This window comes from Streptomyces sp. 4F14, from assembly GCF_048159485.1.
Taxonomy (GTDB): domain Bacteria; phylum Actinomycetota; class Actinomycetes; order Streptomycetales; family Streptomycetaceae; genus Streptomyces.
The window spans coordinates 24353-50363 of record NZ_JBLRVY010000017.1 but is presented as its reverse complement, the minus strand read 5'-3'; the positions used below and the strand labels follow the sequence as shown (position 1 = coordinate 50363).

19 protein-coding genes, 3 tRNA genes and 2 pseudogenes are annotated in these 26011 nt (G+C 70.0%); 12 read left to right on the top strand and 12 right to left on the bottom strand.

Features of this window, described 5'->3' with window-relative positions:
- The first annotated feature begins 339 nt into the window (after positions 1–339).
- From ACLZOT_RS27625 to ACLZOT_RS27610, 4 genes are all read left to right on the top strand, one after another.
- On the top strand, positions 340–762 hold the full coding sequence (locus tag ACLZOT_RS27625) for a hypothetical protein (RefSeq protein WP_416971791.1): 423 nt from the start codon (positions 340–342) through the stop codon (positions 760–762).
- Complete coding sequence (locus ACLZOT_RS27620) at positions 752–1396, top strand: hypothetical protein (RefSeq protein WP_416971790.1); 645 nt, start codon at positions 752–754, stop codon at positions 1394–1396. The genes ACLZOT_RS27625 and ACLZOT_RS27620 overlap by 11 nt, the downstream gene beginning before the upstream one ends.
- Before the next feature lie 2 nt (positions 1397–1398).
- Positions 1399–6120 (top strand): putative T7SS-secreted protein, encoded by a 4722-nt coding sequence (locus tag ACLZOT_RS27615; protein ID WP_416971789.1) that lies wholly within the window; start codon positions 1399–1401, stop codon positions 6118–6120.
- 99 nt (positions 6121–6219) lie between these two features.
- A complete protein-coding gene (locus ACLZOT_RS27610) occupies positions 6220–6549 on the top strand; it encodes a hypothetical protein (RefSeq protein ID WP_416971788.1) in 330 nt (109 codons plus the stop codon).
- 412 nt (positions 6550–6961) lie between these two features.
- Here ACLZOT_RS27610 and ACLZOT_RS27605 read toward each other — a convergent pair whose 3' ends face one another.
- Entirely contained in the window at positions 6962–7135 is a 174-nt protein-coding gene (locus tag ACLZOT_RS27605) for a hypothetical protein (RefSeq protein ID WP_416971787.1), read from the bottom strand.
- A 414-nt stretch (positions 7136–7549) separates the two neighbouring features.
- Between ACLZOT_RS27605 and ACLZOT_RS27600 the strand changes: the two are divergent.
- Positions 7550–7882: pseudogene (locus ACLZOT_RS27600) on the top strand (transposase); the annotation flags it as partial.
- A 676-nt stretch (positions 7883–8558) separates the two neighbouring features.
- On the opposite strand, the gene ACLZOT_RS27595 reads toward ACLZOT_RS27600, so the two are convergent.
- The 4 genes from ACLZOT_RS27595 to ACLZOT_RS27580 all read right to left on the bottom strand — a co-directional run bounded on the left by ACLZOT_RS27595 (position 8559) and on the right by ACLZOT_RS27580 (position 10798).
- Positions 8559–9602: a polymorphic toxin-type HINT domain-containing protein gene (locus ACLZOT_RS27595; protein ID WP_416971786.1), complete on the bottom strand. Its 1044-nt coding sequence runs from the start codon at positions 9600–9602 to the stop codon at positions 8559–8561.
- A gap of 440 nt (positions 9603–10042) precedes the next feature.
- Positions 10043–10228: a hypothetical protein gene (locus ACLZOT_RS27590; RefSeq protein WP_416971785.1), complete on the bottom strand. Its 186-nt coding sequence runs from the start codon at positions 10226–10228 to the stop codon at positions 10043–10045.
- Between the two features lie 21 nt (positions 10229–10249).
- On the bottom strand, positions 10250–10396 hold the full coding sequence (locus ACLZOT_RS27585; RefSeq protein ID WP_416971784.1) for a hypothetical protein: 147 nt from the start codon (positions 10394–10396) through the stop codon (positions 10250–10252).
- Positions 10397–10516: 120 nt separating this feature from the next.
- The gene (locus ACLZOT_RS27580; RefSeq protein WP_416971783.1) at positions 10517–10798 is read right to left on the bottom strand and encodes a hypothetical protein; all 282 of its coding nucleotides are present in this window, start codon (positions 10796–10798) and stop codon (positions 10517–10519) included.
- A gap of 197 nt (positions 10799–10995) precedes the next feature.
- Here ACLZOT_RS27580 and ACLZOT_RS27575 point away from each other — a divergent pair, with 197 nt between their 5' ends.
- Complete coding sequence (locus ACLZOT_RS27575; RefSeq protein ID WP_416971782.1) at positions 10996–13740, top strand: hypothetical protein; 2745 nt, start codon at positions 10996–10998, stop codon at positions 13738–13740.
- 179 nt (positions 13741–13919) lie between these two features.
- Here ACLZOT_RS27575 and ACLZOT_RS27570 read toward each other — a convergent pair whose 3' ends face one another.
- From ACLZOT_RS27570 to ACLZOT_RS27550, 5 genes are all read right to left on the bottom strand, one after another.
- On the bottom strand, positions 13920–14327 hold the full coding sequence (locus ACLZOT_RS27570; RefSeq protein WP_416971781.1) for a PIN domain nuclease: 408 nt from the start codon (positions 14325–14327) through the stop codon (positions 13920–13922).
- Positions 14324–14557, bottom strand: a complete 234-nt coding sequence (locus ACLZOT_RS27565) for a type II toxin-antitoxin system VapB family antitoxin (RefSeq protein WP_416971780.1) — start codon at positions 14555–14557, stop codon at positions 14324–14326. Before ACLZOT_RS27565 ends, ACLZOT_RS27570 begins: the two co-directional genes overlap by 4 nt.
- A 336-nt stretch (positions 14558–14893) precedes the next feature.
- A tRNA-Ile gene (locus ACLZOT_RS27560) sits at positions 14894–14967 on the bottom strand.
- Between the two features lie 190 nt (positions 14968–15157).
- A tRNA-Asn gene (locus ACLZOT_RS27555) sits at positions 15158–15230 on the bottom strand.
- Between the two features lie 5 nt (positions 15231–15235).
- A tRNA-Asn gene (locus tag ACLZOT_RS27550) sits at positions 15236–15308 on the bottom strand.
- Between the two features lie 136 nt (positions 15309–15444).
- Here ACLZOT_RS27550 and ACLZOT_RS27545 point away from each other — a divergent pair.
- The 4 genes from ACLZOT_RS27545 (at position 15445) to ACLZOT_RS27530 (ending at position 21179) form a co-directional block, all read left to right on the top strand.
- Positions 15445–15735 carry a YtxH domain-containing protein gene (locus ACLZOT_RS27545; protein ID WP_416971779.1) on the top strand — a complete coding sequence of 97 codons (291 nt, stop codon included), beginning with the start codon at positions 15445–15447 and terminating at the stop codon, positions 15733–15735.
- A 112-nt stretch (positions 15736–15847) separates the two neighbouring features.
- Positions 15848–17299, top strand: coding sequence for a xylulokinase (locus ACLZOT_RS27540; protein ID WP_416971778.1), 1452 nt, complete (start codon positions 15848–15850; stop codon positions 17297–17299).
- Positions 17300–17517: 218 nt separating this feature from the next.
- Positions 17518–19251: an ABC transporter ATP-binding protein gene (locus ACLZOT_RS27535; RefSeq protein WP_416971777.1), complete on the top strand. Its 1734-nt coding sequence runs from the start codon at positions 17518–17520 to the stop codon at positions 19249–19251.
- Positions 19251–21179 carry an ABC transporter ATP-binding protein gene (locus ACLZOT_RS27530; protein WP_416971776.1) on the top strand — a complete coding sequence of 643 codons (1929 nt, stop codon included), beginning with the start codon at positions 19251–19253 and terminating at the stop codon, positions 21177–21179. The genes ACLZOT_RS27535 and ACLZOT_RS27530 overlap by 1 nt, the downstream gene beginning before the upstream one ends.
- Before the next feature lie 47 nt (positions 21180–21226).
- Here ACLZOT_RS27530 and ACLZOT_RS27525 read toward each other — a convergent pair.
- Positions 21227–22474: pseudogene (locus ACLZOT_RS27525) on the bottom strand (RNA polymerase sigma factor).
- Positions 22475–22589: 115 nt separating this feature from the next.
- Between ACLZOT_RS27525 and ACLZOT_RS27520 the strand changes: the two are divergent.
- Complete coding sequence (locus ACLZOT_RS27520; RefSeq protein WP_416971775.1) at positions 22590–23162, top strand: hypothetical protein; 573 nt, start codon at positions 22590–22592, stop codon at positions 23160–23162.
- Positions 23159–24097, top strand: a complete 939-nt coding sequence (locus ACLZOT_RS27515; protein ID WP_416971774.1) for a nucleotidyl transferase AbiEii/AbiGii toxin family protein — start codon at positions 23159–23161, stop codon at positions 24095–24097. Before ACLZOT_RS27520 ends, ACLZOT_RS27515 begins: the two co-directional genes overlap by 4 nt.
- Here ACLZOT_RS27515 and dnaG read toward each other — a convergent pair.
- A complete protein-coding gene (gene dnaG, locus ACLZOT_RS27510) occupies positions 24068–25966 on the bottom strand; it encodes a DNA primase (RefSeq protein ID WP_416971773.1) in 1899 nt (632 codons plus the stop codon). The genes ACLZOT_RS27515 and dnaG overlap by 30 nt on opposite strands.
- Positions 25967–26011: the final 45 nt, after the last annotated feature.

Sequence of the window (26011 nt, the reverse complement as noted above, 5' to 3'; positions counted from 1 at the left end):
ACCCCGCTCGGGTGAACATGAACCACCCGCCGATGCCTACCGCACGCGGACATGAGAACAGCCGTTCTCCCGACACCGGCTCCAAACCTCGCGCCCTGCCGGCGAGGCATGGCACCACCCCCACTCCGTGACGCTGCGTGACCACACTCAGGAACCTTCACCATGAGACGACGTCACGCCAAGCATTACCGGCATGCCCTGCCCGCGAGCATCGGGTACCGGCCGGAGGCTTCCGTACTCCGAGGCCGGTCCGCCTCGGAAATCTTCACGAGAACCACCCTCATCCAGCCAAGCGTCCTGATCTACCGTGTCGTAAGTCGCCGACGGGGGGAACGGGCCATGGAGCAGGCAAGGACAGCGCTCGCCGAGCAGATCGCCGAGCGGAGAAGGGGCGTAGGTGACCCCCGTGCCCTGGTCGGCGAGATGCGGCGCTCGGTCCTCCTCGTGCCGACGACCGGCGGCGGCCTCTGGTCGGCTCGATCGGGCGGTGTGCGATGGATCTGCGGGTTCACCGACGAGTCCGCACTGGCCCGGTTCGCTCTCCACCATGGCCCCGGCGATCAGCCCATGGACTACGCGGCGCTGCTGGGCGCACGCATCGTCGACGAGATCGTGCCGTCCCTGGACGAACCCGCCGGCCTCGCCGTGGACATCGCCACCGAGGACGGGTCGATGTTCTTCCCCCCGGTGACCGGCATCGTCCCGGACGGCTCCGCCCTCGACTCCGGCAAGGCACGGGAGGAGCGCGGCCATGGGCGGTGACGGGACCGACCTGCAATTCGGCAAGGCGTCAGTCGCGAAGTTCACGCAGGGCGTGGGCGCGACGATCGACGCACTCGGTGATCTGGGCGGCCCCACCGGTTCGGTGCTGGGCAAGGGCTTCTCGGAGCTGGCCATGACGGGGATGGAGGCCGGACACCACGGCCTCTCGGCCGACTTCGAGGACTTCTGCGAGCGCTGGGAGTGGGGGGTACGGGCCCTGGTGAGCGATGCCAGCGCGCTCGCGGACCGCCTGGGCCTGGCGGCGGGCACCCAGTGGGAGAACGACCAGTACGTGGCGGGTTCGTTGAAGGTGGGCGTCAACGCCCTGATGGGCGGCAATCCGCACGCCACCGAGGAGGAGATCGCCCGGCAGAACTGGGGCGACGTGTTCACCCCGGACTACCTGAACCCCGACTGGAGCGGCGAGTCGTTCGACAAGGCCGGCCAGGACATCAAGCAGACGTGGCAGGACACCGGCCGGACCCTCCTCACCGAGGGCCAGGGCGGCGAGCGGTCGGAGGTGCTCAAGGACACGCTGGGTATTTCCGACGACCGGTGGAACCAGGCGCTGGACGACACTTTCGGGCCGTCCCCGCAAGAGCGCGCCCAGCAGGGTGAGTCCGGGGGCAACTGACCGTGGGTATCGGCGACTTCATCAGTGACCTGACGCCCGACTCGGTCGAGGACGCGATCGAGGGCGGGGTCGAGTGGGTCGGCAACCGGGTCGAGGACGCGGGCAACTGGACCGCCGACCGGCTGCATGACGTCGGCTGGGAATCGGGCGCGGACTGGGTGCGCGAGCAGTCCCGCTCGGTGGCGAACCGGATGGGCGCCGAGGTCGACGAGCTGGATCTCGGGCAGACCGAGGACAAGACGAAGCTGATCTACGGCAGTCCGGGCAGACTCGACGCCACCGCCGCGAAACTCCGGGCTTTCCAGACGGCGTTCGACACCACCGGCGACGGGCTCAAGGGACTCGACTCCTCCCGCCTCAAGGGCGAGGCCGCCGACGCGCTGCGCACCGCGGTGAGCACCCAGCCGCCCAAGTGGTACGCCGCCGCCGACGCCTGCGCGAAGGCCCTCGGCGCGATCGACGCGTTCGCCGCCACCGTCACCTGGGCGCAGGGGCAGGCGCAGACCGCGATCGACAAGTGGAAGGAAGGCACCCGGGCCTCCGAGGACGCGGCCGACGCGCACCGCAAGAAGGTCGACGACTACAACAGCGCCGTCGACCGCTACAACGCCCAGCCCGCCGACAAGCGCGACCCGTCCTCGCTCCCCGCCAGGCCCGCGGCGACGTTCGACGACCCCGGCAAGAAGCTGATGCAGGACGCGCAGGACATCCTCGCCGAGGCCCGCAGACAGCGGAACGCGGCGGCGGAGACCGCGCGCACGGCGATCCGCGCCGCCCGCGACATGGCCCCGCAGAAGCCGTCGTACGCCGAGCAGGTGACCGACGGGCTCGACGAGTGGCAGATCATGGGCGACCACGTAGCCGGCGGCCTGATCAAGGGCACGGCCGGCATCCTGAACTTCGCCCGCTCGGTCAACCCCATGGACCCGTACAACCTGACCCACCCGGCCGAGTACGGCACGTCCCTCAACAGCCTGGCCGCAGGGCTGCTGGTCGCCGCCAACGACCCCGTGGGCACCGGCAAGCAGATGATCGACAACTTCATGAAGGACCCCACGGAAGGGTTCGGCCGCCTGCTGCCCGACGTCGCGCTCACGATCGCCACCGGCGGAGGCGGCGCCGCGGTCAAGGGCCTGCGCGTCGCCGAGGAGGCGTCCGACCTCGCGAAGGCCCGCCGCCTCCTCGACGAGACTCCGGAAGGCACCCACAGCCGTCCCGACGTCGAGCGCCACGCCGACGGCACCGACCCGGTGGACCTGGCCACGGGCCGGATGTACCTGCCCCAGACCGACGTCGAGATCCCCGGCATCCTGCCGCTGCTCTTCACCCGCCGCACCGAGTCCGGCTGCACGGTCGGCCGCTTCCTCGGCCCCTCCTGGACCTCCACCGCCGACGAGCGCCTGGAGATCGACGCCATCGGCGTCGTCCACATCACCGCCGACGGACTCCTCGTCCCCTACCCGCACCCGGTACCCGGCGCCCCCATCACACCGGAAACAGGCAGGGCCCGCACGCTGCTGGCCCGTGACCCCGACGGCGACTACACGCTCACCGACCCCGACAGCGGCCTGACCTTCCTTTTCACCGCCCCGCCCGGCAGCGAACCGGGAGGCGACGGCACCGCCTGGCTGTCCGTCATCAAAGAACGCAACGACCACACCGTCACCGTCGAGCGCGCCGAGGACGGCCTGCCGCTGGCCCTCGTCCACTCGGCGGGCCAACGCCTGGAGCTGTCCGGCACCGACGGCCTGATCACCGCCCTGTCCCTGGCCGGAGCGGGCGAGGACGGCGCGGATCTACCCCTGATGAGCTACGGCTACCAGGACGGCGACCTCACCACCGTCACCAAGCCCTCCGGCGCCACCACCACGTTCGCCTACGACGACCGCCGCCGCGTCATCGCCTGGACCGACTCCAACGCGAGCCGCTACGACTACCTCTACGACGACCACGACCGCGTCGTCGCGGAGGGCGGCGAGGCCGGCCACGTCCGGATCACCCTGGCCTACACCGACCCCGACCCCGCGACAGGCCACCGCACCACCACCCTCACCACCCCCGACGGACACACGACCCGCCACGTCTTCGGCCCCGGCTGCCACCTCCTGGCCACCACCGACCCTCTCGGCCACACCACCCGCTACACCCACGACCCACACGGCAACCTCCTCACCCGCACCGACCCCCTGGGCCGCACCACCGCCTTCACCCACGACGAGGACGGCCGCCTCACCGGCGTCACCCGCCCCGACGGCACCGAACTCCGGGTCGTACGCGGCCCGTTCGGCCTGCCGGTGGAGCGTCATGACCCGGACGGCGCCCGGTGGCTCCAGGAGTTCGACGCACACGGCAACCGCACGGCCGCCACCGATCCGGCGGGCCGCACCACCCACTACGCATACGACGAGTCCGGTCTCCTCACCTCCGTCACCGACGCTCTGGGTGCCACCACCCTCGTACGCTGCGACGACTCCGGCCGCCCGGTGGACGTGACCGACCCGGCAGGCGGCACCACCCGCCTGACACGCGACGCCCTCGGCAGACCGGTCCGTGTCACCGATCCGGCAGGCGGCGTCACCCACCTGGAGTGGCACGCGGACGGTCAGCTCGCCCGGCGCACCGGACCCGACGGCGCCACCGAGTCATGGACCTACGACGGCGAGGGCAACTGCCTCACCCACACCGACGCGGCGGGCGGAGTGTCCCGCTTCGAGTACACCCACTTCGACCTGCTCGCCGCCCGCATCCGGCCCGACGGCGCACGGTACGAATTCGAGCACGACGCCGGCCTGCGGCTCACCCGCATCACTGACCCACAAGGCCTGACCTGGACCTACGAGTACGACGCGGCAGGCAACACCGTCTCCGAGACCGACTTCGACGGCCGCCTCGTCACCTACGGCCTCGACGCGGCGGGACAGCTCGCCACCCGGACCGATCACCTCGGCGGCGTGACCGCGTACGCCTACGACGAACTCGGCCGTTTGATCCGCAAGGAGGCCGCGGACCGAGTCACCGTCCACGCCTACGATCGCGCCGGACGCCTGATCCAGGCGTCGAGTCCTGACAGCGAACTGGTGCGCAGCTACGACCGGTGCGGTCGGCTCAAGACCGAACTCGTCGACGGCCGCGCCCTCGACCACGCGTACGACGCCGTCGGCCGCCGGATTCGTCGCACCACTCCCACCGGACTGGTCACGAGCTACGCCTACGATGCCGCGGGCCGCCCCACCCGAGTGAGCACCGGGGGCCACGACATCACCTTCACGCACGACCCTGCCGGACGCGAAGCGGAACGCGTCTTCGGTGACATCGTCACCCAGACCTCCGCCTGGGACGAGGCCGGCCGGCTGTCCGCCCAGCACCTCACCGCCGGTTCCCACACCCTCAACGAGCGCACTTACGCCTACCGCGCCGACGGCCGTCTCACCGCGACGTCCGACCGGTTGTCGGGGAAGCGCACCTTCGAGCTCGACCCGGTCGGCCGGGTCACCGCCGTCCACGCACCCGGCTGGAGCGAACGGTACGCCTACGACGCGAGCGGCAACCAGACCGCAGCCGCCTGGCCCGACGCACACCCCGGCCACGAAGCCACCGGCCCTCGCACCTACACAGGCACCACCGTCACGCGTGCGGGTGACATCCGCTTCGAGCACGACGCCCTCGGCCGCGTCACTCTGCGCCAGAAGATCCGGCTCTCCCGCAAACCGGACACCTGGAGGTACACATGGGACGCCGAGGACCGTCTCACCTCCGTGATCACCCCCGACGGCACCCGCTGGCGATACCGCTACGACCCTCTGGGCCGACGTACCACCAAGCAACGCCTGACGGCGGACGGCAACGCCGTGGCGGAGGAGATCCGGTTCACCTGGGACGGTCTGATTCTCTGCGAACAGACCAGCGTTTCCGACGACTTGCCCCGTCCGGTGGCGCTCACCTGGGAACACCGGGGCCTTGTGCCTCTCGCGCAGACCGAACGCATCCTCACCCCGGACGCCCGTCAGGAGGAGATCGACCGGCGCTTCTTCGCCGTGGCCACCGACCTGATCGGCACCCCCACGGAACTGATCGACGAGTCCGGGCATATCGCCTGGCGCACCCGCACCACCCTCTGGGGAACCACCGCCTGGTCCCGCTCCAGCACGGCCTACACCCCGCTGCGCTTCCCCGGCCAGTACTACGACCCGGAAACCGGCCTCCACTACAACCTCTTCCGTCACTACGACCCGGAAACCGGCCGGTACACGTCTCCGGACCCGCTGGGACTCTCTCCAGCGCCGAACCCGGTCGCCTACGTGACCAACCCCCACACCGTCTGCGACCCCTTCGGCCTGTCGCCGTACCCGAACGGCGACGGCCCGACCATCGGCGAGTACACCTCCAAAGGCGAGGGCCAGGACCTCAAACGCTCCGCCACCGTGGGCGACGACCAGTGGCACTTCAACACCGGCCACGGCTACGACCGGGCCCACACCGGCCCGGACGGAACCACGAACGATCTACGCACCACCAACCTCAAACCCGACCAGATCGAACAGGCGATCGTCTCCGACGTGTATGCGTACATGAGGGACGGCGGAGTCGTCCCCCGTGCCAGAACCCCCGAATTCACCGGCCCGCTCGACAGGTCGGTGCGGATCGACGGGCACGATGTCGGCTACCGGGTCATCCAACGACCCGACGGCGCCTACCAACTGTCCACGTACTGGCTCAACCCGTAGCGCCCGGCCCCCGGCGCCGGCGTCGACTAGGGTCTGAGCACCCGTATCGTCCACAGGCACCTCGGGGCGCCGGAAGAAATCCGTCAGGAGAAACGAGAGATGCCCGATCCGACCCCTGCGGCCAGGAGTCTCAGCCAGGCGATCGACGGCGTGGACCATCAGCAGGTCAACGAAGCTGCCCGTGAGTTCGTCGAGAAGCTCACCTTCGCGACGGCCGACGAGATCCTCGCCATGCTCGGGGAGATCCTCGACGAGGACTGGACGGCCCTGCCGCCCTGGGCTCGGAATCTCGCCTACCGCTTGGCCTGCCTGCAACGCCCCGACGACCCGCAACTGCTACGAGAAGCGGCGGCGGACCTCCTGTCGTTCGGACCCGACTGGGACACGTTCGCCGAAGACCTCAAGAGACACGCGGCGGAACTGGAGTAGGCCCCGGCTTCCCTGCCGACCGGCCGCTCCGAGCGATCTCGATGCCCTCGGCCAGCCGTTGGATGCCCGCATCGGCGTGACCCCGACAAGGCGGTCCTGGCCCGGCACGACACTGTCGTCGGCCAGAGTCTCACCGCCCCGCGCCGCCGTCCGCGAACCGCTCGCCGATCGTCTAGACCTGTTTACACCGGTCAGTGACCGATGACCTGGTGGACGGCGAACCTGCCGCTCCGGTCCCGGCTCCGGGTTGCCGACAAGTCCCTTCGCACCCCGCGGGACGACAGGCGCCGTGCCGACGCGCTGAGCACGAGAAACACCGAAGCCTGTCCAGGACAAGTGGTACAGCGGACGAACATCAACCACCGACTTTCGCGCGGCATGCTCCAACCGAACCCACCCACGTGCCAAAGCGTCATCCGACACCGCGGCAGTTCACCCAGCCAAGGACGTAGGTCTCATCGCCGAAGTCGGCGACGGTCTTCAGCTTGCCGCCGAGCGCCTTGACGCAGGCGGCCAGGGTGTCGACCTCGCTGCGCTCCAACTGCCCCTTCTCGATACGCGAGACACGGGCCTGGGTGACGCCCATGGCCACGGCGACCTGAACCTGCGTGGGAGAAGTCCTCGGCCAGGTCGTACCAGGAGACGGCCTGCGGGTCCCTGAGGTGATCAGTCATCGTTCCCCGTCCTCTCCACCAATTCGCTTCAGATGCTCTTCGTACGCCTGCTCCGCCCGGGGCACCGCGGCCCGGTACCAGCCGGACCAGGGCGGAGCTCCTTGAGGTTGGGCAGTGCCGAACCCTTGATCGTGTCCACCAGCGGCCGACCCAGTGCGGGGCCTTCTTCCTGGAGGGCGGTGACAGCCTGGCTGACCTGGATCAGAGTGTCGCGGTCAGGATGGTGTCCCACGGGGTGGTGTAGCGGCGATCTACGCGTACTTCCTGGTCATGGGACGGCCATCGCGCAACTCTGCGAGTAGTGACGCTCGTTGAGAGGTGACGCGATGGCCTTGTCCCAGCATGACTTAATCCGCCCGATGGAGTCACTGCGTACGGCGGACGGAATCGAGTTGGTCAGGGTCCTGGCCCAGCGGATCCCGCAAGAACTCATCGAAGCCGAAGCCACCGCCCACATCGGTGCGGAGCCCGGCGAGCACGCCGAGACCCGCACGACCTGGCGCGACGGGCACCGGGAGAAGCTGCTCACCACGCAGGCCGGGGACCTGGACCTGGCGACCCCCAAGGTCCGCACCGGCAGCTTCTTCCCGTCGTTGCTGGAGCGCCGAAGCCCCACCACGGCACGCCTGACGGAGCTTCACGTTTGCGCTTGTACGCACGTCTGCCGACATCTGGCGAGTTCGCGCGACCAGCACCTCGGCCCGAACCACCGAGGTCAGAGGGCTAGCCCGCCTCCCCGCTCAAGCGCCTTGCGTGAACTCTTCAGCGAAATGCCGGCTAGCTGCTGATTACTCCCGAGAAACGCAAACCCGCCCTCAGGGTGCAAGTCGAGCGGAACGAGGGGAACACAGCCGCGTCCAGACATCTCAGCTATTTGCAACCCACTGCAGGTACTCCGAAGACGGGTCCGCAACGCACCATTCCGACAGTGCCACAAGTCCGCGCGAGCCATCGGATTCATTTCGGGCAACCTCCTGAGCAAGGAGCCCGGGGTACCGGGATTTAAATCCCGACGGAAGCGCATCGCCTCGCTTCCCGTACCAGGTACCCATGAGCAGCCATGCGTGATTTCACAGAGCCTCCGCGATCTCCCCGAGAAGCCTTCGACTATCTTCAGATTCCACGGGGAGCCATAGCCCAGAAACTGCAGTGTCCCCATCGTCCGCAGTTGATCGGTGAGGCGGCCGCCAAAAGCTCCCGACATCTTCGACATGAGGGATATTTACCATATTCGATCACCGCAGAAGAAGTGCTCTCCGCTTGGGCCGTGATAACGAGGCCTCGCGAAAGTGTTATTGTCGGCGAAGTAGTGGCCATTCGCACGGTGATCAATAGTCACCATTTCGCCATTGTCGTTGATGGCGTCCAGCTGTTCATACGGCTCACCGTTGGGGCCGCGCAGATTTTCATTGTTCTTTCCGTAAATAGTACGCGCCTCAACAAGGCTCTCATCCGAGATCCCTGACTTTCGTGATACTCGTCCGCCTTCTTCGAAACGATCTCAGTTGCGTCCTCAGCGCCACCGCAATTGTGAACGAGAACCGGCGTCTTGCCCGCCACCACATAGTACGTATGCAGCTTCCCAACGGTCAGGTCATAAGTGACCCCGCCCCGATGGACGTTCCGCACCCCCGTCACCACAACGACCGAGCCGTCGGGCTGGCGGAGCTTCGCGCCGCGGGTCAGATCATGGGCGTCGGTCCACCGCCGGCGGCCGGCGTCCCAGAAGGGGTGGTGCCAGGTGGTCGTCAGGGTCGGGGGCTTGTCCGAGGGGTGGCCGGAGGGTTGGGAGCCTCGGGCCGGTGTCACGGACAGGGTCAGGATCGTGAAGTCACGGTCCGTGCGGGTGACGATGAGCTTCTGGACCGGTTCGGGTGAGGTCACGCCCGTCTGGGGGTCCGTCGCCAGGACCTTGTCGCCAGGGCGGAGCTTGCTGATCGGTTTGACGGAACCGTCGGCCAACCGGACCGGCGTCGTCGGCGTGAAGCTGTGGACCTCGCAGCTCGCGGCCTCCCCCGCGTCGGCTCCGGCCCCCTCGGCCCGTTCCGCGTCGGCCATCGCCCGCTCCGTGCGGGCCGCGTCCTCGGCGATCCTGGCCGCCTCCTCCGCGTCCTTCACCGCCGCGTACGCCCGGTCCAGCTGACGCCAGATCTTGAATGCCTCCACCCCGACCTTGATGGCTTTGAAGGCTTTGCCCCAGGGGACGGCCGTGAGAGCCGTGTTGAAGCAGCCCATGACGTCGCCCTTGGTGAAGCAGTTGTAGGCGTCGGTGACGCCGAGGACATCGGCGACGAGGTTGAGGAGCTGGTGCTTGAGGCCGGTGACCTGCTTCTTCGCCGCCGCTGCCGCCGCGTTCGCGGTGGACTTGGCGCGGGCCACGGCAGCGGCCTCGGCCTGCGGGTCGTTTCTTCTCGCTGATGTTCCCGCCGCTGGCCCCGTAGGCGTGGCCGTCGGAGCAGCGTCCGTGGTGGCGGGTGGCGTGGTTGGGGCCGCCGGGGCCGACAGGACCGTCGGTGATGTAGCTGACGGGGTTGTTCGGGCCGGTCCCCGTACCCCCGATGGGGTACCCGATGCCGCACAGGTCGGCGGGGCAGAGCCCGGAGGGGTCGGAGAGGGTGACCGGGGAGTGCCCGACATCCGAAGAGCCGTGCCCCTGGCGCTTCTCGCACCACTGATCGCGGTGGGCCTGACAGCGGCCCCGCCACGGCCGACAGCAGCGCCCCCTCGCCCGGCGTCCCGGCTCCACCGCTGACCGCCACCCGCCCCGACGGCCCGGCCGGCACCCAGATCCCACCCGACGACTCGGGGCTGACGGCAGCTCAGGAGTCCGCGCTGGCCGCCGCCCAGGCGAAGGCGTCCGCGAGCGGCAGCCCGGTCACCGTCGACGCGCTCACCACCGAGACCTCCACCGCGCAGGCCAACCCGTCGGGAACGGTCACCTGGACCGGCAGCCTGCTGCCGACCCGGGTCAGGCAGAACGGTGCCTGGGTCCCGGTCGACGCCACCCTCCGCGCCGGCACCGACGGCTACAGCCCCGCCGCCTCCGCCGAGCCGCTCACCTTCTCCGGCGGCGGCACCGGCCCGCTCGTCACGATGACCGCCGGACAGACCCGGCTCGCCTTCTCCTGGCCGACTCCGCTCCCCACGCCCACGGTGTCGGGCCCGACGATCACCTACCCGGACGTCCTCCAGGACGTCGACCTGCGGCTCACGGCCGACACGACCGGCGGCTTCTCGGAGCTGATCGTCGTCAAGACCGCGACCGCCGCCGCGAACCCCGCTCTGGCGAAGCTTCAGCTCGCCACCCATGCGACAGGGCTGACCGTCAGCGACGACGGCCACGACAACCTCCAGGCCGCCACGCCGAACGGCCAGGTGATGTTCAGCGCGCCACAGCCCCTGATGTGGGACTCGACGACCACGAACACGGTCAGGCCCCGGCGCCTCACCCCGGCCGGCGACTCGGGCACGGCCGCCACGGTCACCGGCCCGGCCCCCGGCGCCCGCACCGCCCGCGTCACCGACGACGTCACCGGCTCCACCCTCTCCCTCAACCCCGACCGGACCCTCCTCACCGGCGCCTCCACCCACTATCCCGTCTACATCGACCCCACCTGGAACCCGCACTTCGCCTCCGGCGCCAAGCAGCACTACATCGAGACTCAGCAGGGCTGCCCTTCCGCGAAGAACTTCGACTCCACGCAGTACGGCGACCCCGGCGACCGTCGACGCCAAGGAGAACTACTCCGCCAGTTGCAGCCTCTCCTCGGACGTGAAGCTGTACCTCACGGGCGCGATCGGCTCCGGCACGACCTGGTCCAACAGGCCCGCCCTGTCGTCCTACTTGGGCGGCAAGAGCTTCGGCCCGGCCTGCTCCAGCGAGCCCTCCGGCGGTTTCTCCGTCACCTCGACCATCGCCAGGCCGGCCGCCGCGAAGGCGTCCAGATGGACCTTCGCCCTGGTGAACAGCCAGGAGGGCAGCGGCGACGGCGACTACTTCAAGCGGTTCGCCAACAACCCCTCGATGTCCGTCGAGTACAACCACGTCCCGGCCAAGCCGAGCGGCCTCGCCGCCAAGTTCGGTACGCACTCGGTGGGTTGCGGCACGACGGCGCCGTATCCGGTGATCGGCAAGACCCTCGCGACGACCCCGCCCACTGTCAACTCCGTGGTGAGCGACGGCGACAAGGACGCGCTCGCGGCGACGTACAAGTACTGGATCGGCGGCGGGACGGCGACGACGACGGCCGGCGCGACGGTCGCGAGCGGGACGAACGCGCCCAAGCAGCTGTCGTCCACGTTCATGAGCGGGCTGAAGAGCGGGGACGTCGTCAACTGGAACGTCACCGCGAGCGACGGCAAGGACACCGGCGACGCCTCCTCCACCTGCCACTTCACGGTCGACCTGAGCGCCCCGGCCCCTCCGACCGTCACCAGCGCCGACAACCTCTACCGCGAGGACGCAGCGGGCACGACGGCCGCGGGCACGGCGGGCCGCTCCACTCTCAGCACCGACAGCGCGGCCAAGTTCCTCTACCGCCTCGACATCAGCCCCGCCACCTCGAACACCCCGGCCGCCCAGACCGTCACCGCCTCCGGCAACAAGGCGACCGTCACCGTCACCCCGCCCGCCCCCGGCACCCACACCCTGTACGTGTACGCGGTCGACGCCGCCGGGAACGTCTCGGCGCAGCAGCAGTACCAGTTCACCGCCCTCGGCCACACCGGCACGACGTACCCGAACCTCCAGGCGGCCTTCGACAACACCGCCGTCACCGACGACGCCCACCGCACGGCCGGTGACGGGGACGGCAACGGCGCCACCTTCTCCCTCCAGGACCTCAAGGCGGCCGGCTGGCAGCCGGGCGGCAAGGTCACCGTGGACGGCGCCACGTTCACCCTCCCCGACTTCGGCTCGACGAGTGGCGACAACGTCCTCGCGGCGAACCAGACCGTCCAACTGGGCTGCAGCGGACGGGCATTGGCGTTCCTCGCATCCTCGACGTACGGGTTCGTCGGCTCACAGCGCGCCGACGACGACGTCACCAGCCCCGCCGTGCCCGACGGCACCTCCGTCGGCGGCACCGCCTGCACGCTCGGCAACGGCCAGTACGAGGACTGTCTGACGGGCGGCCCGACCGGAAAGATCACCTACGCCGACGGCACCGCCGCACAGCCGTACCGCCTGACCGTCCCCGACCGGGTCTACGGCGCCCCGTCCCTCGCGGCGGTCACCCTCCCCCACCGCAACCACGCCGACGGCACCCAGGAGACCCGCTCCACGAACATCTACGCCTTCGCCGTCCCGCTCAAGGCCGGTGCCGCGCTCACCGACACGGCCCGCGTCGACGTACCGGGGCTGCACGTCTTCGGCATGGCGGTCCGCGACACGACGGCCGCGCCGGGCGGCGCCAAGTGGACCGGGGCCTGGAGCGCGCCGGACGAAGGCGCGTTCAACTACGAGACCACCGACTACAAGAACCAGACGTTCCGCGTCACCGCCGCACCGAGCATCGCCGGGTCGAGCATCCGCGTCCGGCTCTCCAACGCGCTCGGCCGCTCCCCGCTGACCATCGACCACACCACCCTCGCCACCCAGTCCTCCGGCGCCACCCCCACCGCGACACCGGCCGATCTCACCTTCGGCGGCGGCAAGTCGGTGACCGTCCCGGTCGGCGGCGAGGTCTACAGCGACCCGGTGAGCTACGCGGCCACACCCGGCAAGCGCGTCATGGTCAGCCTGCACCTGGCGAACGACGTCCCCTATCTCGTCCAGCACAGTTGGGCCGCGGCGACGACCACGTACGTCAGCACCGTCGGCTCCGGCGACCACACCGCCGACACGGCGTCCACGGCGTTCAGCGGGACGGGGACCGCCTGGGGCTCGTTCACGGACGTCCTCACCGGCATCGACGTCGTCACCGACGGAAACCGGCCGACCGTCGCGGTCCTCGGCGACAACCTCGTCGACCCCTTCGTCACGGCCAACAAGGCGGTCTCCACGGCCCAGCGTCTCCCGGACCTCCTCACCGGCACGGCGTACGGCGTCGTCGGCTCCGGCATCGGGCAGGGTGGCCCGGCCGTCCTCACCCGCCTCGACCGGGACGTCCTCGACCTGCCCGGCCTCTCCACGGTCCTCGTGGACGAAGGGCTCCAGGACATCGTCTCCGGCACCACCGAGACGGACCTCGAAGCCGCGTACGACGTGCTGCGCACCCAACTCAGGGGCTGGGGCGTCAAGGTCGTCTACACCACCCTCACGCCCTGCGCCGGGTACAGCCGCTGCACGGCGGCGGCCGACGCGAACCGGGTCGGCACCAACACCTGGGTCACGGACCAGTTCGACGCGAACACGCCCACGGTGAGTTACGCCGACACGGAGGCGGCGGTGGGGGTACCGGACGCGGCGAGCACAGCGGACCCGCCCGCGCTGATCCTGAGCACCGGAGCCGACTCCGGGGACCACGTCAACCTCACGGCGACGGGGTACGCGGGGGCGCTGGGGCCGGACGTGTAAGGGGGAGCGCGGGGCCGACAACGGGCAGCGGTACGCGCGGAATACCTCGTAGGTGGCGGGCTCGTTCGGTGCGCCGAAGCTGTCGGCCTCGCGCATGCGGGGATAGGTCGTAATGATGCACCGCGGAGACATCGATCACCGAGGTCAGAAGCCAACAGAGGTGTTCCTGCCTCTGGAGATCAGGCTCGTGCGTCTCGCTGCTGAACTTCCTTGAGGACTCCGGCCACCGTCGCGAAGTCATTGTCCACGTGGAGGACGGTGTGCCCATGCTGTACAGCTGTCGCACACACCAACAGGTCGATCGCTCCCGCCGCCCGATGCCGGCCCCTCTGGGTCAGTTTGTACTGGGCGGTTTCGACCCAACGCCAGGCGTTCTTCGGAACGGGAGAGAGCAAGCAGAGCGCGTCCAACTCCTCCGCGAGCTCGTCCCGGTGGGCCGGGCTGGTCGCCGAGTAGAGGAATTCGGTTCGTGTCGGCTCACAGAGGTGGAACACCCCGGCGGCGATGTGTCCCTCCCAGGGGCGCAGCGCACCTGGGGTACGGAACAGATGCCACAGAGCCGAGGTGTCCACCAGATACGTGATCACTCGAACGCCTCGCGTCGCGCACGCTTCTCCGCGTCACGCGCCGCCGCGGCCTGCTCAAACTCACCACGCGCACCCCGCGCGGCCAACTTCTCCGCAGCCTCAAGCCGCTTGAACCGCGCCACATAGTCCCGAAGGGCCGCGTTGACGGTCTCCTTCTTCGTCGTGACACCCATCAGCCGCATGGCCTCGGCCAGTGCCTCGTCGTCGAGATCAATCTGTGTGACGGACATCGGACACCTCCAACATCCACGATGTATGCATCCAAGATACATCACCAACATCCAGCGCGACCATCGATCACAAACAGACCACGCGAGGGAGGTGCGCCGGATGTCATGACGTTCGCATGGGCCCGCTTCTCACTGCGGGGCGAGCCGACAGAGGCCCACCCATCGCCGACACGAAATACCCCATAAGCGCCATGCCCGACTTGACCGGAATCGGCGTCCGGGATTTGTCCAGACGATCATGAAATCGTGATCACCACGGGGTCACCAGGACCCTCAGACTCTCACCCCGACCGGGAAAGTGCCTAGTCAGAACGGTTCTGCTCGCGTAGCGAACGGTGGGGCGGGTGGGACTCGAACCCACGGCCGACGGATTATGAGTCCGCTGCTCTAACCGGCTGAGCTACCGCCCCATAACGGCGTGTCGCGTACAAGTGTGCGCGCCGTCTGCCGCAGCATAGCCGGTCATACGATCTCCCGCTCCGGATGCCCGGCTTCGCACACCTGCTGACCTCGCCTTCATGCCGGGGAGGACCCCGCCGGGCACGCGTCCGGTTCCACCGGACATGAAAAAGGACCCCATCGGGGTCCTCGTTCAGCATGCTCCCCCGACTGGACTCGAACCAGTAACCTGCCGGTTAACAGCCGGCTGCTCTGCCAATTGAGCTACAGGGGACCGAGCTCCCCCGACTGGACTCGAACCAGTAACCTGCCGGTTAACAGCCGGCTGCTCTGCCAATTGAGCTACAGGGGAATGCCTCGTCGCATCGATCGTGGCCACCTGGGTACTTGCCAGAGGGCGCCCGCTCGCTGCGACACATACATTAGCGCAAGCAGGGGGGTGCTTCGCCAATCGGTATCCCCGCCGACACCAGGGAAGGGTCGCCGTCATGCGCTACCGGCTGACGTTCGCCGCCGGACTCGCCGTGGGTTACGTCCTCGGCACCCGTGCCGGACGTGAACGCTACGAGCAGCTGAAGAAATCCGCCCGCGCCCTCGCGCAGAACCCGGCGGTCCGCAACACGGCGGAATCGGCCGCCCAGCAGGGCCGCCAGTTCGCGGGCCGCACCTTCGAGAAGGTCAGCACCCGCTTCCCCGACTCGGTCGCCACCCGCGTCCGCACCCTGCGTGAACGAGGCGCGGCGGTGGAGGACGACGAGTGGGGCACGAGTAACACCTGAGCGCCGCGGACCGGCGCGACCAGCGACGACGTACCCGCGCCCGAGGACTCCCCGCACCTCGCGCACACCTCACCGGCCTGAGCCGGCGCGGCGCTGCGGCAGAATTTGCCCCATGGGGATAGTCGCCGGGCTGGACAGTGCGCCCGATTTCACTCGCATCGTCGTCTGTGACACGGACACGGGCGCCGTGCTCAGGCAGGGTTACGCCCCGCACCCGGTGGACGCTCCGGAGGGCGGCGGCCGGCCGAGCGACGTCGACCCGCAGTCCTGGCTGCTGTCCCTGGGCGAGGCGGCGGGCGGCGGTCTCCTGGAGGGCGTGCAGGCGATCGGCGTGAGCGCGCAGCAGAACGCGGTGATCCCCCTGGACGCGCAGGGCAACACGGTCCGCCCGGCGATGACGGGCGGCGACAAGCGCGCGCAGGTCGCGGCGGCCGACCTGGTGGACGCGCTGGGCGGGCGCGGCGCGTGGGCGCAGGCGGTGGGCGCGGTCCCGCAGTCCGCGCATCCGGTGACGAAGCTGCGCTGGCTCGCGAAGAGCGACCCGGAGGCCGCCGCGCGCACCGCCGTCCTGCTCCAGGCGCACGACTGGCTGGTGTGGCAGCTCCTGGGCCGCCCGGCCCGCCGTACGACGGACCGGGGCGGTGCCTCGGGTACGGGCTACTGGTCGGCGGCGTCCGGCGGTTACCGCCCCGATCTGGTGGAGCTGGCGCTCGGCCATCAGGTGATGCTTCCGGACGTCATCGGGCCGTCGGAGGCGGCGGGTACGACGCCGGAGGGGCTGTTGATCTCGGCGGGGACCGGCGAGACGATGGCCGCGGCCTTCGGTCTGGGCCTGGGGCTCGGGGACGCGGTGGTGTCGCTGGGCGCCTCGGGCTCGGTGATGGCGGTGCACCGGGAGGCGCTGGTCGACAGCTCGGGGATGATCACGTCGCTCGCGGACGCGACCGGCATGCACCTGCCGGTCGTCACGACCCTGAACGCCGTACGCACCCTGCGCGGGACCGCCGAACTGCTCGGGGTGAAGGATCTGGAGACGCTCTCGGAGCTGGCGACGCAGTCGACGCCGGGGTCGCACGGGCTGGTGATGCTGCCGTACCTGGAGGGTGAGCGGACGCCGAATCTGCCGCACACGGCGGGGACGATCACGGGGCTGCGCCGGGAGTCGATGAAGCCTGAGCACCTGGCGCGGGCCGCGTTCGAGGGGATGCTGTGCGGGCTCGCGGACGCGCTGGACGTGCTGCGCGGGCGCGGGGTCGAGGTGCGGCGGATCTTCCTGCTCGGCGCGGCGGCCGAGCTGCCGGCGGTGCAAGCGGCGGCTCCTTCGCTGTTCGGGGCCCAGGTGGTCGTACCGCAGCCGGCGGACTACGCGGCGATCGGGGCGGCTCGGCAGGCGGCGTGGGCGCTGGGGGTGTCGCAGGGGACGCTGGACCCGCGGACGCCTCCGGCCTGGCAGGGAGCGGCGGCGCAGGTGCTCGACCCGGGCGAGGATCTCGCGGTGGGCCAGGCCGTGCGCCAGCAGTTCGTGTCGGTGCGGGAGCAGATCCATCCCGGGGCCCTGCACTGACGCTCCGCTGAGGCGGGGCACGCCTTCAAAGCGCGTTCCCATAAGTTCCAACGCGCCGGAAGACGTCCGAGTTCCCGGTTGCGCTGTCAGCTCAAGAAGGCCACCTGATGGGTTAATCGGTTGAGGTAACGCGGGTGGAGTGTCCGACGATAGGGGCCAGGGGCAACCAAGAGGCCCCTTCCGTCGGACCCCATCCACCCTCTGCCGAGAGACGTAGCGTGCTCATACGACTTCTGCGGACCTATCTCAGGCCCTACCGAAAACCCATCGGTCTGCTGGTGCTGCTGCAACTGCTCCAGACCTGCGCGACCCTCTACCTGCCCACGCTGAACGCCGACATCATCGACCACGGTGTCGTCAACGGCGACACCGGTTACATCCTGTCCTACGGCGCCCTGATGGTCGGCATCTCGCTGGCGCAGGTCGTGACGAACATCGGTGCCGTGTACTACGGCGCGCGGACGGCGTCGGCGCTGGGGCGGGACCTGCGCGCGGCGGTGTTCGACCGGGTGCAGTCGTTCTCCTCGCGCGAGGTGGGCCAGTTCGGGGCGCCGTCGCTGATCACCCGGACGACGAACGACGTGCAGCAGGTCCAGATGCTGGTGCTGATGACGTTCACCCTGATGGTGTCCGCGCCGATCATGTGTGTCGGCGGGATCGTGCTGGCGCTCGGTCTGGACGTACCGCTGTCGGCGGTCCTGGTGGCCGTGGTCCCGCTGCTGGGCGTCTGTGTGACGCTGATCGTGCTGAAGCTGCGGCCGTTGTTCCGGTCGATGCAGGTGCGGCTGGACACGGTCAACCGGGTGCTGCGGGAGCAGATCTCCGGCAACCGGGTGATCCGCGCGTTCGTGCGGGACGGGTACGAGGAGGAGCGGTTCCGTGAGGCCAACACGGATCTGACGGACGTGTCCGTCAAGGCGGGGAACCTGCTGGCGCTGATGTTCCCGATCGTCATGACGGTGGTGAACCTGTCGTCGATCGCGGTGGTCTGGTTCGGGGCCCATCGGATCGACGGCGGGCAGATGCAGATCGGTGATCTGACGGCGTTCCTCGCGTATCTGATGCAGATCGTGATGGCCGTGATGATGGCCACGTTCATGTTCATGATGATCCCGCGCGCGGAGGTGTGCGCGGAGCGGATCCAGGAGGTGCTTCAGACGTCGTCGAGCGTGGTTCCGCCGCTCGCGCCCGTACGGGAGCTGCGGCGGCACGGGCATCTGGAGCTGCGGGGGGCGGGTTTCCGCTATCCGGGCGCGGAGGAGCCGGTGCTGAAGGCGGTGGACCTGGTGGCGCTGCCGGGCGAGACGACGGCCGTGATCGGCTCGACGGGCAGCGGCAAGTCCACGCTCCTGGGCCTGGTGCCCCGGCTGTTCGACGTGACGGACGGCGAGGTCCTGGTGGACGGCGTGCCGGTCGCCGAGATCGAGCCGGAACTGCTGGCGAAGGCGGTGAGCCTGGTCCCGCAGAAGCCGTACCTGTTCGCCGGGACGGTCGCGACGAACCTGCGCTACGGCAATCCGGACGCGACGGACGAGGAACTGTGGCACGCGCTGGAGGTGGCGCAGGCCAAGGAGTTCGTGGAGCGGCTCGAAGGCGGGCTGAACGCGCCGATCGCGCAGGGCGGGACGAACGTGTCGGGCGGCCAGCGGCAGCGGCTGTCCATCGCGCGCACGCTGGTGCAGCGGCCGGAGATCTACCTGTTCGACGACTCGTTCTCGGCGCTCGACTACGCGACGGACGCCGCGCTGCGGGCGGCGCTCGCGCGTGAGACGGCTGAGGCGACGGTGGTGATCGTCGCGCAGCGCGTGGCGACCATCCGGGACGCGGACCGGATCGTCGTCCTGGACGAGGGCCGGGTCGTCGGGACGGGCACCCATCACGAGCTGATGGCGGAGAACGAGACCTACCGGGAGATCGTGCTCTCCCAGCTCACGGAAGCGGAGGCTGCCTGATGGCCGGGCCTGCGGCACGCATGATGGCCGGTGCGGGACCCGACAGCCGGTCGCTGGACTTCAAGGTGTCCGGCAAGCGGCTGATCGGGTACTTCAAGCCGGAGCGCCTCACGGTCTACGCGCTGCTGGTGTGCGTCGTGATCAGCGTGGGGCTGAACGTCGTCGGCCCGAAGATCCTCGGGAAGGCGACCGACCTGGTGTTCGCGGGGATCATCGGGCGGCAGATGCCGGCCGGTGAGTCCAAGGAACAGGTCCTCCAGGGGATGCGCGACAACGGGCAGTCGTCCGTCGCGGACATGCTCAGGTCGACGGACTTCACGCCCGGCAAGGGCATCGACTTCGGGTCCGTGGGCGAGGTCCTCGGGATCGCCGTCGGCGTGTTCGTGGTCGCCGGTCTGCTGATGGCGGTCGCGACGCGGCTCGTCAACCGGGCCGTGAACCGGACGGTGTTCCGGATGCGGGAGGACGTGCAGACGAAGCTGTCGCGCCTGCCCCTGTCGTACTTCGACAAACGGCAGCGCGGTGAGGTGCTGTCGCGGGCGACCAACGACATCGACAACATCGGGCAGACGCTCCAGCAGTCCATGGGGCAGCTCATCAACTCGGTGCTGACCATCATCGGGGTGCTCGCGATGATGTTCTGGGTGTCGTGGCTGCTGGCGCTGGTCGCGCTGGTGACGGTGCCGCTGTCGGCGGTGGTCGCGACGCGCGTCGGGAAGCGCTCGCAGCCGCACTTCGTGCAGCAGTGGCGGACGACCGGCCAGCTGAACGCGCACATCGAGGAGATGTACACCGGGCACACCCTGGTGAAGGTGTTCGGGCGGCAGCGGGAGTCGGCGCAGCAGTTCGCCGAGCAGAACGACGCGCTGTACGAGGCGGGCTTCAAGGCGCAGTTCAACAGCGGGATCATGCAGCCGCTGATGATGTTCGTGTCCAACATCAACTACGTGCTGGTGGCGGTCGTCGGCGGGCTGCGGGTGGCGTCCGGGTCGCTGTCCATCGGGGACGTGCAGGCGTTCATCCAGTACTCGCGCCAGTTCTCGATGCCGCTCACGCAGGTCGCGTCGATGGCGAACCTGGTGCAGTCCGGGGTGGCGTCGGCCGAGCGGATCTTCGAACTCCTCGACGCCGAGGAGCAGGAGGCGGACGCGGCGGACTCCGAGCGGCCGGCCGAGCTGCGCGGGCGGGTCGCGCTGGAGGGGGTCTCCTTCCGGTACGACGCCGACAAGCCGCTCATCGAGGACCTGTCCCTGGTCGTGGAACCCGGCCACACGGTCGCCATCGTCGGCCCGACCGGCGCAGGCAAGACGACCCTGGTCAACCTCCTGATGCGGTTCTACGACGTCTCCGGCGGGCGCATCACCCTCGACGGCGTCGACATCGCCCGCATGTCCCGCGACGACCTGCGCGCGGGCATCGGGATGGTCCTCCAGGACACGTGGCTGTTCGGCGGGACGATCGCGGAGAACATCGCGTACGGCGCCTCCCGGGACGTCACGCGCGGGGAGATCGAGGAGGCGGCGCGCGCGGCGCACGCGGACCGGTTCGTGCGGACGCTGCCCGACGGGTACGACACCGTCATCGACGACGAGGGCAGCGGGGTCAGCGCCGGTGAGAAGCAGCTCATCACCATCGCGCGGGCGTTCCTGTCCGACCCGGTGATCCTGGTCCTCGACGAGGCGACGTCCTCGGTGGACACCCGTACGGAGGTGCTGATCCAGAAGGCGATGGCCAAACTGGCGCACGGGCGGACGTCGTTCGTCATCGCGCACCGGCTGTCGACGATCCGGGACGCGGACACGATCCTCGTCATGGAGAGCGGGTCGATCGTCGAACAGGGCTCGCACAGCGAGCTGCTGGCGTCGGGCGGGGCGTATGCGCGGCTGTACAAGGCGCAGTTCGCGGAGGCGGTCGCGGAGGTCGACTGATCCGTACGGGGGTTGGGGGTGCCGCCTTGGGGGTACGGCACCCCGCCTCAGTCCAGGTAGCCCCTCAGCTGGTCCGCGAACGCGTGGTCCCGGAGCTTGTTGAGGGTCTTGGACTCGATCTGCCGTATCCGCTCGCGCGTGACGCCGAAGATCCGGCCGATCTCCTCCAGGGTGCGCGGGCGGCCGTCGGCGAGGCCGTAGCGGAGCTGGACGACCTTGCGTTCGCGCTCCCCCAGCGTCGACAGCACGGCTTCCAGGTGCTCGCGCAGCAGCAGGAACGCGGCGGACTCCACGGGGCTCGCCGCGTCGCCGTCCTCGATGAGGTCGCCCAGGGCCACGTCGTCCTCCTCGCCCACGGGTGCGTGGAGGGAGACGGGCTCCTGGGCGAGTCGCAGGACCTCGCCGACGCGTTCGGGGGCGAGGTCGAGCTGGGCGGCCACCTCCTCCGCCGTCGGCTCGTAGCCGCGCTCCTGGAGCATGCGGCGCTGGACGCGCACGACGCGGTTGATGAGTTCGACGACGTGGACGGGGACGCGGATGGTGCGGGCCTGGTCGGCGAGGGCCCGGGACATGGCCTGGCGGATCCACCAGGTGGCGTACGTGGAGAACTTGTAGCCGCGCGCGTAGTCGAACTTCTCGACGGCCCGGATGAGGCCGAGGTTGCCCTCCTGGACGAGGTCGAGCATGGTGAGGCCGCGGCCGACGTACCGCTTGGCGACGGAGACGACGAGCCGCAGGTTCGCCTCGATGAGGCGCCGTTTCGCCATCCGGCCCATGACGACGAGCCGGTCCAGGTCCAGGGCCAACTGGCTGTCCAGGTCAGGGGTGTTGAGGAGTTTCTCCTCGGCGAACAGCCCGGCCTCCACGCGCCGGGCGAGCTCGACCTCCTCGGCGGCGGTCAGCAGCGGGATGCGGCCGATCTCGCGCAGGTACTGCCGGAACAGGTCGGAGGAGGGCCCGCCGGTGTCGGCGGGGCGGATCCGCTCGGGGGGTTCGTCGATCCCCTCCGGCGGCGGCCCCGCCTCGGGATGGCGCGCGGCGACGCCCTGCGCGGGCACCGCGGCCAGCGCGTCGGCCTCGGCGTCGGACTCCGCTTCGGTACTGACGTCGGTCTGGGTGAGCGTCTGGGTCTGCACGGGGGCGACCTCCAGGGTGATCGCTGCCAGGGGGACGGCAGCGGTACTTCGGGGGCGGAGTGGACGGCCTCGCCGCTGTCCGTCCCGTACGCGATGAGCGTCGGCGTGAGTGGGGGCTCCGTGGGGGACGGATCGGCCGCGCTCCGAGTACTCAGGCACCGCCACCCAGTGTGGGGTACGACACATCACCGCCACGAGGGGCGTGCGGTGACTTTTTGAGTCCGGGACGTGACCGGCCGGTGACCCGCCCGTGCCGACCTGGAAGAATCGCCCGGTGCCCGCACTCCTGTACGAAACCCACCTCACCGTCGACCGCCCCGACCTGGAGCGCCTGCGCGCGTGGGCGGGTGCCGCGGGCCTGAAACTGACGGTGATCGAACTCGCGCGGGGGCGGACGCCGTTGCAGCCGATGCTGACGCTGCGGGGTGACACGTACGCCGCGCAGCGTGCCCGTGCGCGGGAGGTGGCGGGCACGTTGCGGGCGGCGGGGTTCGTGCCGGTCCGGGTGAAGGTCGAGACGGTGCCGTGGGCTCCCGAGGTGCCGAACGGGCCCTGCGGGGACGGGCGTTACTTCGAGCACCATGTGAAGCTGCGGCTCGCCGAGGGGACCGGCCTCGGTGAACTCGCCGCGCTGGTCGTGCCGTTCGGGGCGCACCTGTCGCGCAACGTGCGGCGGGAGGGCGAGCGGTTCGTGACGCAGCGCTGCCGGGGCACCGACGCGGACGGCGCCCGACTCGCCCTGGGAAAACTGCTGGACGCGCTCGCCGGTCGTGATGTGTTGTCCGTGGAGCGGGAGTTCGTGCTGTACGACAGCGACGAGTCCTTGGACGAGGGGTGGTTGGCATGACGCCGGACGGGGACTCGCGGTACGTCGATCTGCCGCCCACGCTGCGGACCGTCCCCGGGGAGGGCGTCGCGCAGAAGCTGGTCTTCGACCCGTCGATGAAGCAGTTCCGGGACGCCTACCGCGCCGCCGACCCCGCCTTCGCCGACCCGGCGCGCACGGACGCGTGGCGGGCGGCGCGGCGGCGGGCGCTGGAGACGGTGCTGCGGGTGATCGGCGACTCGGAGTGGGCGGACTCGCTCGTCCTGCGCGGCAGCATGCTGATGGCGGCCTGGTTCGGCGAGGCGGCGCGTGAGCCGGGTGACCTCGATTTCGTCGTCGTACCGCACTCCTGGGGCCTCGACGACCCCCGGACGGCCGGGATGCTCGACGGCATCGCGAGAGCCGCCGAGGAGGCCGCACAGGGCTTCGACGCGGCGGGGGCGGTTGCGGAGGACATCTGGACGTACGAGCGGGTGCCGGGGCGGCGGCTGGTCCTGCCGTGGACGGCGCCGGGGCTGCCGGGCGGGCACGTCCAGCTCGACTTCGTGTTCGGGGAGCGGCTGCCGCAGGAGCCCGTGCCGGTCGAACTCCCGGGCGGGGCCGTCCTGTTGGGGGCGACCCCGGAACTGTCGCTGGCGTGGAAGCTGCTGTGGCTGACCCTCGACATGTACTCCCAGGGCAAGGACCTGTACGACGCGGTCCTGCTCGCCGAACGGCACCCGCTGCCCTACGCGTTGCTGCACGCGGTGTTCGAGGCGGGCGGCGAGTGGCCGGCCCACCCCCGGCACGACGTGCGCCACGAGGACGTCGCGAAGGCCCTGCGGTACGTCGAATGGGGCCACTTCGTCGCCGAGTTCCCGCAGTTCGCCGACGCCGAGGGCGAGTTCGTCCGGCGGCTGCTGCGGGCGGTGGCGCCGACGTTCGCCTCAGAGGGCGGCGACTCCCTGCGCCTGTAGCGCCCGGTCGTACTCCTGGAGGACCCACAACTCGTTCTGCACGGCGGCCAGTTGGGCCGGGTCGCCGGCGGTGGCGAGGCGGGTCAGCTGGGACTGGATGTCGCGGATGCGGCGCTCGACGGCGCGGCGGCGGACGGTGACGAGCTGGGCGCCCGCGTACACGTCGTCGACGGTGCGGCGCATGATCGCCTCGACGGCGAGTTCCGTGACCATCGCGCGGACCGTGTCGTCGGGGGCGACCTCGCGCACACACATCAGGTAGTCCTGCGCGTCCTCGATGCCGTACTCGGCGCCGCCCGCGTCGAGGATGGCCTGCCGGACGGCGGCGTAGGGGACGCAGGTGAACTCGTCCACGCCGTACGCGTCGAAGGCCGGGGCGACCAACTCGGGGCGCTGGAGGGCGAGTTTGATGAGTTCGCGCTCGGTGGCGTAGACGGGGTTGCGCAGTTGGAGGGCGGGGCCCTTCACGGCGGGGCGGGGGGTCTCCTCGTACGACTGCGGGCGGCGGCCCGCGGGTGCGGGGGCCTCGCCCTTGCCCTTGGCCCAGCGGGCGAGCTGGGCGACCCGCTTGACGACGAACTGGGTGTCGAGGATGCCGAGGAGGCCGGCGAGCTGGACGGCGACCTCGTGCTGGGCGCCGCTGTTCTTGATGCGGGCGACGACGGGGGCGGCCTCGTCGAGCGCGGCGGCGCGGCCGCCCGGCGTGTCGAGGTCGTAGCGGGCGACGATCTGGCGCAGCGCGAACTCGAAGAGCGGCGTGCGGGGTTCGACGAGGTCGGCGACCGCCGCGTCGCCCTTGGCGAGGCGCAGCTCGCAGGGGTCCATGCCGTCGGGGGCGATCGCGATGTACGTCTCGGCGGCGAACTTCTGGTCGTCCTCGAAGGCGCGCAGGGCGGCCTTCTGGCCCGCCGCGTCGCCGTCGAAGGTGAAGATGACGCGCGCGCTGCCGTTGTCCATCAGGAGGCGGCGCAGGATCTTGATGTGCTCGCCGCCGAAGGCCGTGCCGCAGGTCGCGATCGCGGTCGGGACGCCCGCGAGGTGGCAGGCCATGACGTCCGTGTAGCCCTCGACGACGACCGCGCGGCTGGACTTGGCGATCGACTGCTTGGCGAGGTCGATGCCGTACAGGACCTGGGACTTCTTGTAGATCGGGGTGTCCGGCGTGTTCAGGTACTTGGGGCCGGTGTCCGCCTCGTACAGCTTGCGGGCGCCGAAGCCGACGACGTCGCCGCCGATGTCGCGGATGGGCCACATCAGGCGGCCCCGGAAGCGGTCGATGGGGCCCCGGCGGCCCTCCTGGGAGAGGCCGGAGAGGGTGAGTTCGCGGTCGCTGAAGCCCTTGCCGCGCAGGAAGCGGGTGAGGTGGTCCCAGCCCTGGGGGCTGTAGCCGACGCCGAAGTGTACGGCGGCGGCCTGGTCGAAGCCGCGCTCGGCGAGGAACATCCGGCCGGTGTCGGCCTCGGGGCTGGTGGCGAGCTGTTCGGCGTACCACTCGGCGGCGATCTTGTGGGCCTCGACCAGGCGGATGCGCTCGCCGCGCTGGTGGGTGGGGTTGTAGCCGCCCTCCTCGTACCTGAGGGTGATGCCCGCGCGCGCGGCGAGGCGCTCCACCGACTCGGAGAAGGTGAGGTGGTCGACCTTCATCACGAACGTGATGGTGTCGCCGCCCTCCTGGCAGCCGAAGCAGTGGAAGAGGCCCTTGCTGGGGCTGACCTGGAACGACGGGGACTTCTCGTCGTGGAAGGGGCACAGGCCCTTGAGGTTGCCGCCGCCCGCGCTGCGCAGTTGCAGGTACTCGGAGACCACGGCGTCGATCGGGACCGCGTCCCGTACCGCCTTCACGTCCTCGTCGTTGATCCGTCCTGCCACGCGGGAATTCTACGGGGGCCGACCGACACTCCTGTGCCGAGGCGG